13 protein-coding genes are annotated in these 12334 nt (G+C 59.0%); 3 read left to right on the top strand and 10 right to left on the bottom strand.

Annotated elements, in window-relative coordinates; genetic code table 11:
• Nucleotides 1–39: 39 nt before the first annotated feature.
• The 9 genes from JFT44_RS21230 to JFT44_RS21190 form a co-directional block, all read right to left on the bottom strand.
• Nucleotides 40–588 carry a fimbrial protein gene (locus JFT44_RS21230; protein WP_057959604.1) on the bottom strand — a complete coding sequence of 183 codons (549 nt, stop codon included), beginning with the start codon at nt 586–588 and terminating at the stop codon, nt 40–42.
• Nucleotides 589–599: 11 nt separating this feature from the next.
• Nucleotides 600–1079: a fimbrial protein gene (locus tag JFT44_RS21225; RefSeq protein WP_057959605.1), complete on the bottom strand. Its 480-nt coding sequence runs from the start codon at nt 1077–1079 to the stop codon at nt 600–602.
• A 13-nt stretch (nt 1080–1092) separates the two neighbouring features.
• On the bottom strand, nt 1093–1584 hold the full coding sequence (locus JFT44_RS21220; RefSeq protein ID WP_057959606.1) for a fimbrial protein: 492 nt from the start codon (nt 1582–1584) through the stop codon (nt 1093–1095).
• A 10-nt stretch (nt 1585–1594) separates the two neighbouring features.
• Complete coding sequence (locus tag JFT44_RS21215; protein WP_057959607.1) at nt 1595–2176, bottom strand: fimbrial protein; 582 nt, start codon at nt 2174–2176, stop codon at nt 1595–1597.
• Nucleotides 2177–2201: 25 nt separating this feature from the next.
• On the bottom strand, nt 2202–2960 hold the full coding sequence (locus JFT44_RS21210) for a fimbria/pilus periplasmic chaperone (protein WP_169990253.1): 759 nt from the start codon (nt 2958–2960) through the stop codon (nt 2202–2204).
• Entirely contained in the window at nt 2957–5566 is a 2610-nt protein-coding gene (locus JFT44_RS21205) for an outer membrane usher protein (protein ID WP_152987941.1), read from the bottom strand. The genes JFT44_RS21210 and JFT44_RS21205 overlap by 4 nt, the downstream gene beginning before the upstream one ends.
• A 21-nt stretch (nt 5567–5587) precedes the next feature.
• A complete protein-coding gene (locus JFT44_RS21200) occupies nt 5588–6148 on the bottom strand; it encodes a fimbrial protein (protein ID WP_057959610.1) in 561 nt (186 codons plus the stop codon).
• Nucleotides 6149–6198: 50 nt separating this feature from the next.
• A complete protein-coding gene (locus JFT44_RS21195) occupies nt 6199–6720 on the bottom strand; it encodes a fimbrial protein (RefSeq protein WP_057959611.1) in 522 nt (173 codons plus the stop codon).
• Between the two features lie 672 nt (nt 6721–7392).
• Entirely contained in the window at nt 7393–7578 is a 186-nt protein-coding gene (locus JFT44_RS21190; RefSeq protein ID WP_029294643.1) for a hypothetical protein, read from the bottom strand.
• A gap of 309 nt (nt 7579–7887) precedes the next feature.
• Between JFT44_RS21190 and galU the strand changes: the two genes are divergently transcribed.
• Together galU and gorA are read left to right on the top strand one after the other, a co-directional pair.
• Nucleotides 7888–8727: a UTP--glucose-1-phosphate uridylyltransferase GalU gene (galU, locus tag JFT44_RS21185; protein WP_057440057.1), complete on the top strand. Its 840-nt coding sequence runs from the start codon at nt 7888–7890 to the stop codon at nt 8725–8727.
• Nucleotides 8728–8827: 100 nt separating this feature from the next.
• Nucleotides 8828–10186 (top strand): glutathione-disulfide reductase, encoded by a 1359-nt coding sequence (gene gorA / locus JFT44_RS21180; RefSeq protein WP_057959612.1) that lies wholly within the window; start codon nt 8828–8830, stop codon nt 10184–10186.
• On the opposite strand, the gene JFT44_RS21175 is transcribed toward gorA, so the two are convergent.
• Nucleotides 10187–11194 (bottom strand): DNA-binding protein, encoded by a 1008-nt coding sequence (locus tag JFT44_RS21175; protein ID WP_057959613.1) that lies wholly within the window; start codon nt 11192–11194, stop codon nt 10187–10189. It abuts the gene before it with no gap.
• 181 nt (nt 11195–11375) lie between these two features.
• Between JFT44_RS21175 and JFT44_RS21170 the strand changes: the two genes are divergently transcribed.
• Entirely contained in the window at nt 11376–12308 is a 933-nt protein-coding gene (locus JFT44_RS21170) for a site-specific integrase (RefSeq protein WP_198831108.1), read from the top strand.
• Nucleotides 12309–12334: the final 26 nt, after the last annotated feature.

Raw genomic sequence — 12334 nt, 5'->3', positions numbered from 1 at the left:
AAAGCCTATGGGTATCAATCGGTTTTTTGAGCCTACGAATTACGGGTAGTCCAGGGTAAAAGTAGAGGTCGCGGTGTAGGCGCCATGGCCAATGCTCTGGTCCCTGATGGCATTCGGCTCACCCTGGACATAGGCTTTGAGCTCAATAACGTTGCTGCCATTACGCAACACCTGTTCGTCGCTGACTGTATTCAGCGGCAATGGCTTTTGGCTCGGTGTCTCGATACCGACGCCAATGCCTGAGGCACCGCTCCCTGCGTCCAGCGCGAGCAATCCGGGCAGCGCCGGGTTTTCCCTGCCGCCGAACGTGATGGTGACCGTGTTGCTGATTGTGGTGTTGCAATCTTCCAGGTGCAGCTTGAAACCCCGACCCTGGGAGCGGGTGTTGATGTAGAGATGCTTGCTGGTCAGGTCCCAGAGCTCCAATGTGATGGCCTCGTCGCCTGGACGGATAGTGCAGGCCTCTTCCACCAGGTTGCCCTTCAAGCGCAGGTTGTCCGCCGCTTGCCCCTCGGGGGGCAGGCCGGTGGTCAGCAGTAAGGCCAGCCCCGCACTTGGCCAGCCCTTATAAATCGTTTCGTGTCCCATGGACGGATCTCCTACTCGTATTCGGCCAGCAACGTTGCCACCGCCGTAAACTGTGCAGGGGACAGCGTGGTGCCTGGCTGTTTGACGGGAACAACCTCCAATGCCGGCGGTGACGACAGGCTGATGTCCAGCGGTGTGTTGAGTGGAAACGGCTGGTCATTCTGGAAAATCCGGATCCCCAGTGCAGGCACATTGGTTTGCAATGCGGCGCCGTCAAACCCTGTCGCCGTGCCCCTGATACTCAACTTAAGCTCCCACGGCAGCGTGGCGGGGGCACAATTGATGGTGTAGCCGAGCCCGCGACGGTACTTCACTCCGTCGACCCGCTTGACCCCGACATCCCCAAAATCGACTTCAATGCTATTGCCTGCGTTGATCGTGCAGGGCGGCGGCTCGTTCAGCGTGCCGCTGAATGTCAGGTTGGCCAGCGCATTGCTGCAAAGGCCGATGGAACACAAGGCGAGCAATGCTCGCTGCTGGCAACGGGTCATTGATCGCTCCTTTTCATTGGTACTCGATGACAAGGGTGGCGGCGGCATCAAACACCCCTCCTGTCAGACTGCTGCCCGTGCGTTTGACAGGCACGGCCTGCACGATCGGAAAGTTTGGATAGGTAAACCTCACAGCCGTATTCAGCGGCCAGTCGGCGTCATTCACGAACAGCTTTACCCCAAGGTCGGCCTTGCGGGTGCCGAGCACGCGACTGTCAAACGCCGCTCCGGTGCCCTTGAGTTCCAGGGTCATCGCGTTGCTAAAGGGCGAGTCGCATGTCACGGTGTAAGGCACGCTTCGACGATAATTGACCCCGTCAACCCGTGATGTCAGGAGGTTATTGCCAAACGGCACATCGAGCGTGCTCCCGCTGTTGATGACACACGGCGGCGGGGCGATGATTTGTGCCCGGATGATCAGATTGGTATCGGCCGACACTGCTTGGCCTGCCGCCCACACCAGGGCGCCGGTAAGAATGGCCTGCGCGCCGATTGACTTAGCCATTGTTTTGCCCTTAGTCATAATTGAGCCTGAAATCCACTACGGCGCGAAATGCCCCGCTGGTCAGTGGCGCAGAGGTGCGCGTAGGCTGAACATTCCAGGTCCGGGTACTGCTGCCCAATGCCAGAAACAGTGGTTCGCCCCTGGAGCCCAGCCGTACATCCCGCCCCACGTCATCGGTCAGCCGCAGGCCCATCCCGGTGATGCCTTGTACTTTGACCAGCCGCGGATCATCGTCATCGGCAGGGGCGACAAACGTCACCGACAGCACCGGTTGAAAGGCACTCCACGCCAGGTTCCCCGTACGTTCGCTACGGATGCTGCCGGCGGTGCGCTGGCAGTCGGTAAAATGCAGCTGGAATGCCACAGCTGTTGCCTGGTCGCCCGGCCGCTGCAATTGGCTGGTGGACACGGCGCCCAGGTCAATCGTCTGGTGCAGTGACGTCATCTCCAGGCTGCAAGGTGTCTCATGCATGGCCCCGTTAATGTTCAGCAGCCCATTCATGCCCTCGATATCATCCTCGGCGTGAGCGCCCCCCACCAAGGCAAAGGCCAGCAACAGGCCGCCCAAGACCTTCCCATTGTGCGACTTCATGATGTTCTCCCGCGGCAGGCGCTACTCATTTGGGCGGTGGGGTTTGTGAGCTGACCTTGCAGGTTTCACCACTGCAGGTGAAAGCCAGCAGTGGGCGACCACCGTAGTCGTTGACGTAGGAGAAGTAGGGTGTAGTACCGAGTGTGTCGGCCGATGGCCCCAGCGTCAGCGCGCCTTTGGGCGGTACCATCACCGGCTCGAAGCCCGGTACGGTTTTGCCGTCCCTGCTGCTGCGCGCATCCACCAGGGTCACGTAGTAAGGCGTTGGGTTATTCACCTGATAACTGGCGCCTATGCGGGTCAGGGTCAGCTTTTCCTGCCAGGGGGTGGATAGGTCTTGCTGGCTCGGCGCAATGGCCTGCGGCCGGTAGAACAGTTTGATTCGGGTCTGCAGGGCGATTTGCAGGGTATTGGATTTATCACTGCGCGGCGGGATCTCCCTCAAATTGAAGTAGTAGACCGTCTCGCGATCCTGCGGCAGCATTTTTGCCGCCGGCAATGCCTGGACTTTCACCTGGCTCTGTTTCCCCGGCTCCAAGCGCTGAACCGGCGGTAACACGATCAGGGGAGTGGTGATTTTCGTGCCCGCTTCATCCTCGATCCAGCCTTGGGCCAAATACGGCAATTGGGTGTTGTTATTGGTGATGTTCACGCTGGTGGCCTGTTTGCCACCATCGAAAATCACTCGGGTGCGGTCCAGGCCGATCGCGGCATTTACACTCGGGCTCAAGCCCAGTGCCAGCAGGGCGAAGGCCGGAAGAGGGAGGCGCGTCTTGAGCGTCATGAGGATGTGTTCTCCGTATCGGTAGGCTGCCCGCTCAGTACCGGCGGCACGGGCAAGGATTGATCAGTAGCGGTCTTGCGGCAGCTCAATTGCAGGGCATCGGTCAAGCCATCAGCAGGCAAAACGACAGGGAGCGTGAGGATGCACTGCTCGGCACCTCCCCAACTGACGGCCATCTGCCCGCCGGCCTGTATGCCGCTCAGATAGACATGGCCGTCGTCATTCACAATCCCGGTATCCTGCTGTTTCATGTTCTTGACCTGCGCGCCGAACGGCGGTGAGTTGCCATCCTCCAGGCGAAGAACCGCCATGGCTTTCTCGCCGGCAATCACGTCCAGTGAGCGGTAGCCGATAGCCCCTTCGGTCAGTGTCAGTTGCGTCACCGATTGAGTGGCTTCGACATTGTTCGGCAGGCTCTCCAGGTCGACGCTGGCCGCCGTACGCTGATAGCTGCTGATATCCGAGATAACCGCCTTGCCAAAGGCATTGCTGCGGCTTGGGCTGCCGTAACCCCGCACAGGCACATCAGGTACGCCGCCGGTGTCGACCATCAGGCGGGTTCCGCCCGTGCTGTTGGTCCGGTGCAGCGCAGCGCCGTGAGACGTAAGCGTGCCACCGCCGCGCGCAGACACGCCGAGGCTGCTGTTACCGGATTGTTGGCTGGCGCTGAGGTCGATATCGGCCTGATCGCCCATGTGGGTCAGATAGCCGCTGGCAGAGCTATCGCTTGCACGGAGTTGGTAGCTATTGCGCGCATCAAGGCGATCACTGAAGCGCGACGAAAAACTGTTATCGCCCGCGGCCCGGTAGGCATCCAGCGACAGCGTGCCGGTGCGCCCCAGCGGCAGGCTGACCGTTAGCGCCGCACCGTTATCCTTGTAGCTGTATTCCAGGGTGCGATAGATGTTCAGGGACAGGCTCATGTTTTTCACGGTGCCCACATTGAAATAACGTGACACGGACATGTTCCAGCGCTGCGTGTGTGGCCGGTCCCAATAGGTTTGTTTGTTGTAACTGGCGTAGACCGTGGCCCCAAGGTCGCGAAACTGCTTATTCACCGTGGCCGTATAAAGGGCCTTGCTCCCGCCGATAGGCTTCCAGTCATCAATGCGTTCACCGTCCTCGTTGTACCCCCCGCGCCCGCCGAGTTCGCCATTCAAACCGTAATGCCGAGCGTTGAGGTATTCACTCATGCTCAGGAAGCCCTTCTCGGAAAACCGGTAGCCGGCGAAGGTTATCTGGCTGTCGTACTGCTCAAAGTGCTTGGAGTATTGGAGGCGGTAGGATTTACCCGCGAGCCGCTCATTCCAGACGGTTGCCTGGGACTGGGTGACATCCAGCGACAGGGCCCCGAACGCGAGCAGGTCACGCCCAGCGCCGACGGACAGCGCATGGTAATTGTTATCCGTGATCCCGCCGCCAAACAGCGACCAGCCATTGCTGACCCCCCAGGAGAACTCGCCGGTCCCGAAAAAATCACCGTCACCGTTGTACTGGAGGTTGGACGGTCGTCCCGTTGCCAGCTTGTAGCGAACCTGGCCGGGGCGTGTCAGGTAGGGAACACCCGCCGTATCTAGCTGGAAGCTGTGGACCGAGCCGTCCTGTTCTTCCACCCGCACATCCAGCGAGCCGGACACGGCATCGTTAAGATCCTGAATGCGAAAGGGGCCTGCCGCGACCAGGGTTTCATACAGCACACGGCCTTGCTGGCTGACGACGACTTTTGCATTGGTTTTCGCCACTCCGACGACTTCCGGAGCGTAGCCACGCAAGTTGGGGGGCAGTTGGTTTTCATCCGAACTGAGTGCGGCGCCGGTAAAGCGGAAACTGTCGAACAGGTCCGAATACAGGTAGTTCTCTCCCACCACGAGGCGCGACTTCAGCGCAGGAATTGCGCGATAGGCGTAGTAGCGCGTCCAGTCCAGTTTCTGGTCCTTGGCTTCGCCCTCACGGCGTCTCTCGAAACGCCCCTGCCAGTCTGCCCTGAGGCGCCAGGCCCCGGCGTTCGCGCCGAGCGTTCCGTTCCCACTCAGGTTGTTGCGGTTGCCGCGATTGTTTTGATAGTTGGACTGCGCGGTGACGCTGTAATCCGCCAACAGCCCCGGCACACCTTCATCCCAGCGCGAGGGCGGGTCCCAATTGATGTCGCTGTATTCGAGATAAGCCTGGGGGAGGTTGATAGTCAGCGTCGAGGTGGCCAGATCCCCACTCACTTCCATGCCCGGCAGCCCTTGGATATCCAGGCACTGCCCGTTATTCCACCAGGTGAGTTTTGCCGCGCCGGACGCCTTGAGGCCAAGCTGCTCGACGAGATCTGGGGACAAACAGGCCTGGCTGCCCTTGGGATCATTATCGGGGGGATAGAACACCACCGACTGCTCAGCAATAGGCTGGGCATTGACCTGCACCACCATTGAGTAGGTGCCGGGCAGAATAAACCCGCTGCGCGCAAATCGGGACAAGTCAATATTGGTGCGATCATTCAGATCAAGAACATCCGTATTGAACTCGATATCCCCGCTGGCCATTGCAGTTCCAGCCAGTGACATCAACCCGCTAAATAGGCCTGGACGCAGCGAATATTTGACCTTCGACGTATTCAACATGAAAAAACGACTCATCAATGTTCAAAAATATTCCAGCTTGAACCGCACGGCGGCACCGTGAGCGCCAGGCATCAGCGGCAGCCCGTTGCCGACCAGGCGAAGCGTGTAGTGCAGTGTCATGTCGCCTTCTGCCAACGGCAGCAACGGCATCGGTTCACCCGGAATGCTCTCCTGGCCGGCCGCATCCCAAATGTGCAGGGCGACCCCCTGTGAACCACCAAAGGCAGCAAAGGAGCGACCGTCTCTATCGCGGGCACCGTCAAAGGTCACTTGCAGGTGCTGCCAATCCGGCAGGTTCACATCCGGGCGTGACGGGTCAGGGCGGGTCAAGGAGCAATTGACCAGGCGCAACTGGAAGGGGTGAGGTTCTCCTATCGCACTGCGCAGCAGCCGGCCTATGGGCTCGGGAGGCATCTCGATGGTTTGATCGGCACTGACCAGTTCCAGCCCGCAAGCGGAGTCAATGACTTCTCCTCCCAAGGTGACTAACCCCTCACCTTGCGCCGCCGCACTCGCGAAAACGCAGGGGCTGATGAGCACCGTCAATGAAGAGGCAATGGCGAAACTCAGGAATGTTTTCACCTGTATCTCCCGTCAGAGTCCCCCGCCACCCGAAGTGGCGGGGGCCGTACTTACTGATAGGCCAGGGTGAAATTGGTCACCGCACTGAAATCACCAGGCACGACCGTGCCGGTGGCGGCACCTTGTACATAGGCACCAAACTCCAGGGTGTTGTTACCGACGGCAATGGCTTGCGGGGTCGTTGCGACACCCAGCTCAATGGGCTGGCTGCCATGGGTCATCATGATGCCGATACCGCCCGCGCTACCCACTGTGCCCAACCCGCCCGGGACAACGCTTGAGGGCGCGCCCGTGAATGTAGTCGTCACCGTATTATCAGTCAGGCCTGCCAGGTCGCAGCCTTCAAGTTCAATCAGAACGCGCCTGGCTTCGGATTTCCCCCCTGTCTGCAATTGATGTTTGGCGATCGCGCCAAGATGAACGGTTTGATCTACGGAGTCAGGCTTAATGGAACAAGCACCCGAGTGGACCGATCCCTCGAATGTAACTGTCCCATCTGCCGCATGAGCGGCAGAGATCGCGCCAGCAAATAGTCCGATAGTTAGCAGTGCAGTTTTAAAATTATTTTTCATTTGCAGATACCTACAGAGTAAGTGTTATTGAGAAGTCCGGCCGCAACTGTGCGTAGGACCTATTAAAAAGCGGTTATGGAGAGTGCAGCTAAGTGTCCAGGTCTCAGTACTTTGGATTTCTCCTCTTCTTGAGGTATCAAAAGCTTGCGATTGAGTTCGCCGCTTTTTAGGCGCAGTCCAGGTTCGTACGACAAGCCGGAACGGGCCGACCAGTCGGTTCTTTGCCTCAGCGGAGGCGCGCAGAAAACTCAGCCCGAGTGCGGTTGAGTTGGTGTTCAGCGAAGTCCTGATTTTCCAACTATTTGTATTGCACTTCGGGAGAACATTCGAGGCGGGGCAATTATTAAGCTACTAGTTTTAGTAAGGAAGTCGTCCGGTTCCCTTGCTTGCGTAGTCTTTTGGTGGTGGGGCATATAGGAAAGTTATGGCTGTTTTCCAAGAATCGAGAAATGACCGTAAGACTTGGACTACATTTGGTGTGATGAAGAGGCGAGTTGCTATAAAAATAGGTTGGCTAGTGTTTGGAGGCAATAGTGTTTATTGATGAGGGCCAACTAATTTCCTCTCTCGCGAGTGAGTGCGCCGGCTCTCCCAGGGCGCAGATACAGGCAATGCAATGGGCAAACAAAAAAGCCCCGATCATCGGGGCTTTTTATGTGCAATCGTAGGGGCTTATTTCCCCTTTGGCCTTTTGCTCGATGCGTGACCGGCTTCGTCCACAAACACTTCGGCTACTGCAATAGCCTGGCTCTCGGTGGCGAATGCCCCGGCGACGCTGTCTCCGTGAAAATTGATCAGGTGCCAGCCGTCTGCTCGCTTAGTGATCAGGTAGCCGTTTACGCCTTTGGGTTCTGACATCGATTAACAATCTCGTGGTCTGGTTCAAGCGGGCTATGATAACGCCAAACGCGCAGGGCAAGCGCAAGTTGTTGCAGGTCAGTGCTCTGCGCCCAAAAGCGTGCTAAAACAACCGAAGCCCTTTCAAGTAGAGGGGTACGGTTTGTTTGGGCATGCCGTTGGTAGGGCCAATTGCATGATCGGTGGAACTAACGCCGACATTTTTTCTCTATGTTGACATCGCAACGCCAGCAGCGCCCATTGTAAGGTGGCTGCGGCCTGATTAGACTGCGCCGAATTTCGTATGCACAGCCCTTATTAAGGACTTTTATGATCAAGAAATGCTTGTTCCCAGCAGCCGGTTACGGTACTCGCTTCCTGCCAGCGACCAAGGCCATGCCTAAAGAAATGCTGCCGGTGGTAAACAAGCCACTGATCCAGTACGGCGTCGAAGAGGCACTGGATGCCGGCCTCAACGAAATCTCCATCGTCACCGGCCGTGGCAAGCGCGCACTGGAAGACCACTTCGATATCAGCTACGAGCTGGAAAACCAGATCAAGGGCACTGACAAGGAAAAATACCTGGTCGGTATCCGCAAGCTGCTCGACGAGTGCTCGTTCTCCTACACCCGTCAAACCCAGATGAAAGGCCTTGGCCACGCCATCCTTACCGGTCGCCCACTGATCGGTGACGAACCGTTTGCCGTGGTCCTGGCGGACGACCTGTGCGTCAACCTGGAAGGCGACGGCGTCTTGACCCAGATGGTCAAGCTCTACCAGAAGTACCGCTGCACCATCGTTGCGGTGCAGGAAGTCGACCCTGCGGAAACCAACAAGTACGGGGTGATCGCCGGTGATGACATCGGTGATGGCCTGATCCGCGTTCGCGACATGGTCGAGAAGCCGGCGCCGGAAGATGCCCCGTCGAACCTGGCAATCATTGGTCGCTACATTCTGACCCCGGATATCTTCAAGCTGATCGAAGAAACCGAGCCAGGCAAGGGCGGCGAAATCCAGATTACCGACGCTTTGCTGAAACAGGCCAAAGACGGTTGCGTGATTGCCTACAAGTTCAAGGGCCGTCGTTTTGACTGCGGTGGCGCTGAAGGCTACATCGAGGCGACCAACTTCTGCTACGAGCACTTCTACAAGACTGGCAAGGCTTACTGATTAAGCATCGCCTGTTGAGTCTCAAGAAAGCCACCTACGGGTGGCTTTCTGGTTTTTTGGGCGTAAGCGGGTATCCTGATGCCCTGCCGAGGAGAGTGAAATGGCCTACGATTTTGATCTTTATGTGATTGGCGCCGGTTCCGGTGGTGTACGGGCGGCGCGGTTCGCCGCAGGTTTTGGCGCGAAGGTGGCCGTGGCGGAAAGCCGCTACCTGGGCGGTACCTGTGTCAACGTTGGCTGCGTGCCGAAAAAACTGTTGGTGTATGGCGCGCACTTTGCCGAAGACTTCGAACAAGCCAGCGGCTTTGGCTGGTCCTTGGGCGAGGCGAACTTTGATTGGGCGACATTGATCGCCAACAAGGATCGCGAGATCAATCGCCTCAACGGTATTTACCGTAACTTGCTGGTGAACAGCGGGGTGACCCTGCACGAAGGCCATGCGCGTCTGACCGGCCCCCACGAGGTCGAGATCAACGGCGAGCGCTTCACGGCCAAGCACATCTTGATCGCCACGGGCGGCTGGCCGCAGATCCCCGAGATTCCGGGGCATGAGCATGCCATTGGTTCCAATGAGGCGTTCTTCCTGAAGCAACTGCCCAAGCGCGTACTGGTAGTGGGTGGTGGTTATATCGCGGTGGAATTTGCCGGGATTTTCCATGGTCTGGGCGCGCAGACGTCGTTGCTGTATCGCGGCGATCTGTTCCTGCGTGGCTTCGATGGCGCGGTGCGCAAGCACTTGCAGGAAGAGCTGACCAAGCGTGGCCTGGACCTGCAATTCAACGCTGATATCGCACGTATCGACAAGCAGGCCGATGGCAGCCTCAAGGCCACCCTGAAAGACGGTCGTGTATTGGAAGCCGATTGCGTGTTCTACGCCACGGGCCGGCGCCCGATGCTGGATAACCTGGGCCTGGAGCACACCGGGGTCAAGCTGGACAAGCGTGGCTTTGTCGAAGTTGACGATCTGTACCAGACCGCCGAGTCGTCGATCCTGGCCATTGGCGACGTGATTGGTCGCGTGCAACTGACGCCCGTGGCATTGGCTGAAGGCATGGCGGTGGCGCGGCGTCTATTCAAGCCTGAGCAGTACCGCCCGGTGGATTACGCGATGATCCCCACGGCAGTGTTCAGCTTGCCGAATATCGGTACCGTGGGCCTGAGCGAAGAGCAGGCGCGGGCCGATGGGCATAACGTGCAGGTTTTCGAAAGCCGCTTCCGGCCGATGAAACTGACCCTGACGGAGTGCCAGGAGCGCACGCTGATGAAGCTGGTGGTCGATGCCGATACCGACAAGGTGCTGGGTTGCCACATGGTCGGGCCGGATGCGGGTGAGATTGTCCAGGGCCTGGCGATCGCCCTCAAGGCGGGGGCGACCAAGCAGCATTTCGACGAGACCATCGGCGTGCACCCGACGGCGGCGGAAGAGTTTGTCACCATGCGCACGCCTGTCGCTGGCTGATCAGGTATTCCCTGTTGCCTCTGGCGCCGTTGCAACGACGGCGGCCAGGCGCAGCGCCTCAATGGTGGCCTGGGCCTTGAGCAGCTCCAGTTCCAGGGTTTTGCGGCTGTGCTGCTGCTCGGCCAGGGCCTCCTGCCGTGCTTGGTTGTCCAGCACGGCAACCCGCAGACGCTCCTGGAGCAGGGTGCGCTCGCTATCAATCAGGCTTACCTGTTCGCTCAGCTTGAGTTGCTGGGCCTGATCCTTGCGGTTTTGCTCTTGCAGAGTCGCCAACTCCTTCGCCGTGACCCGGTGCTCAATCAATAGCCGTTCATTGTCACGGTGCAACTGGGTGATTTCGTCCTGGCGCACCATGGCGCTCTGCTGGGCCTGACGCAGTTCGGCCTGCAGTTGCTGCAGTTGGCCTTCGTGGCGGCGTTGTTCCTGTTCGCGTTGGTCTTTGATCGCAGTGCGGTAGTGCTCAAGGGCGTCGCGGGCGTGCAGGTGTTTGTCTTCCAGCGAGCGAATCTGTTCGTCCTTGTCCGCGAGTCGTAGCTCGTAGTCGCTGCACGCCTGGCTGAGTCCGGCGTTACGGGTTTGCTCGGTTTGCAGGCTGGTGCTGGCGGTCTGCAGGGCTGCGCTTTCTTCCGCCAGGGCGGCGGCCTGAATATCAAATTGCTGCTGGAGCTGGTTGTGGGCTGCGGTCAGTGCCTCTGCCTGGGTGAGCAGGGCGGTTTTCTGCTGCTCGAACTGCGCCAGGGCCTGGTCGATGGGTTCCTGAGCCTTCTCTTTCAAGCGCTGGGCCAGGCGTGCGACCAGCTCGCCAAGCTCATCGTCGATGGGCGCCTCGGTAATGGCGAGGCGGGTTTCGCTCTCGTCCAGCTCCTTTAAATAGCGGTGGATGGTGGTTTTCGAGCCGGTATTGCCCATTTCGATGCGTACCGCATCAATGCTGGGGTTTTCGCCGCGGGCGAGGATTGCCAGGCGTGCCGTTTGAACTACTGCTTTATTGATGCCGCCGCGAGCCATGGGGTCTCCGTCGATTTAGTACTGTGGTATGTATTATGTATATACATACTGTATCACGAATAAAATTGCCTTTAAATTGATGATTTTACAGATGGGATATTGGCGTATTATCCCGTGTGATGACCCATTTGACGCAGATTCATCCCCTATGCCCGTACACCAACCCCTTGGCGATAGCGCTATGAGTGAACTTGATCGTTACCTGAACGCCGCCACCCGCGATAACACCCGACGCAGCTATCGCGCCGCCACCGAGCACTTTGAAGTGGGTTGGGGTGGCTTCCTGCCCGCCACCAGCGACAGCGTGGCCCGTTATCTGGTGGCTTACGCCGGGGTGTTGTCGGTCAATACCCTGAAATTGCGCTTGTCGGCGCTGGCGCAATGGCATTCCAGCCAGGGTTTCCCGGACCCGACCAAAGCGCCGGTGGTGCGCAAGGTGCTCAAGGGCATCCGCGCCGTGCACCCAGCCCAGGAAAAACAGGCCGAGCCCTTGCAGCTCCAGCACCTGGAGCAGGTGGTCAATTGGCTTGAGCGCGAAGCTGAGCAGGCGCGGGCAGAGGGCGATCGGCCGCGCTGGCTGCGCGCCAAGCGCGACGCGGCCTTGATCCTGCTGGGCTTCTGGCGTGGTTTTCGCAGTGATGAGCTGTGTCGGCTGCAGATCGAGCATGTGCAGGCGGTACCAGGCGCGGGCATCACCTTGTACTTGCCGCGCAGCAAGAGTGACCGCGAGAACCTCGGCCAGACCTATCAAACCCCGGCACTGCTGCGCTTGTGCCCGGTGCAGGCCTATACCGAATGGCTGAGTGCCTCGGCCCTGGTGCGCGGCCCGGTGTTTCGCGGGATCGATCGCTGGGGCAACCTGGGCGAGGAGGGGTTGCACGCCAATAGCGTGATCCCGCTGCTGCGCCAGGCCCTCGGGCGCGCGGGCATTGCTGCCGAGCAGTACACCAGCCACTCCTTGCGCCGGGGCTTCGCCACCTGGGCCCATCGCAGCGGTTGGGATTTGAAGTCGTTGATGAGTTACGTCGGCTGGAAGGACATGAAGTCCGCCATGCGCTATGTTGAAGCGACGCCCTTTCTTGGCATGACTCAGGCCCGCGATCCGCTGCTTTAAGATTTCTTCTATTAATACAGCTGGTT

This window comes from Pseudomonas sp. MF5691, from assembly GCF_016405645.1.
In the GTDB taxonomy this organism is placed as follows: domain Bacteria; phylum Pseudomonadota; class Gammaproteobacteria; order Pseudomonadales; family Pseudomonadaceae; genus Aquipseudomonas; species Aquipseudomonas shahriarae.
The sequence above is the reverse complement of the archived record's forward strand: the minus strand, read 5'-3'. Positions and strand labels throughout refer to the sequence as shown.

What these genes read in the sequence shown, in the direction of transcription:
- JFT44_RS21230 (WP_057959604.1), bottom strand. Translation starts at nt 588, where the DNA reads ATGGGACACGAAACGATTTATAAGGGCTGGCCAAGTGCGGGGCTGGCC.
- JFT44_RS21225 (WP_057959605.1), bottom strand. Translation starts at nt 1,079, where the DNA reads ATGACCCGTTGCCAGCAGCGAGCATTGCTCGCCTTGTGTTCCATCGGC.
- JFT44_RS21220 (WP_057959606.1), bottom strand. Translation starts at nt 1,584, where the DNA reads ATGGCTAAGTCAATCGGCGCGCAGGCCATTCTTACCGGCGCCCTGGTG.
- JFT44_RS21215 (WP_057959607.1), bottom strand. Translation starts at nt 2,176, where the DNA reads ATGAAGTCGCACAATGGGAAGGTCTTGGGCGGCCTGTTGCTGGCCTTT.
- JFT44_RS21210 (WP_169990253.1), bottom strand. Translation starts at nt 2,960, where the DNA reads ATGACGCTCAAGACGCGCCTCCCTCTTCCGGCCTTCGCCCTGCTGGCA.
- JFT44_RS21205 (WP_152987941.1), bottom strand. Translation starts at nt 5,566, where the DNA reads ATGTTGAATACGTCGAAGGTCAAATATTCGCTGCGTCCAGGCCTATTT.
- JFT44_RS21195 (WP_057959611.1), bottom strand. Translation starts at nt 6,720, where the DNA reads ATGAAAAATAATTTTAAAACTGCACTGCTAACTATCGGACTATTTGCT.
- JFT44_RS21190 (WP_029294643.1), bottom strand. Translation starts at nt 7,578, where the DNA reads ATGTCAGAACCCAAAGGCGTAAACGGCTACCTGATCACTAAGCGAGCA.
- galU (WP_057440057.1), top strand. Translation starts at nt 7,888, where the DNA reads ATGATCAAGAAATGCTTGTTCCCAGCAGCCGGTTACGGTACTCGCTTC.
- gorA (WP_057959612.1), top strand. Translation starts at nt 8,828, where the DNA reads ATGGCCTACGATTTTGATCTTTATGTGATTGGCGCCGGTTCCGGTGGT.
- JFT44_RS21175 (WP_057959613.1), bottom strand. Translation starts at nt 11,194, where the DNA reads ATGGCTCGCGGCGGCATCAATAAAGCAGTAGTTCAAACGGCACGCCTG.
- JFT44_RS21170 (WP_198831108.1), top strand. Translation starts at nt 11,376, where the DNA reads ATGAGTGAACTTGATCGTTACCTGAACGCCGCCACCCGCGATAACACC.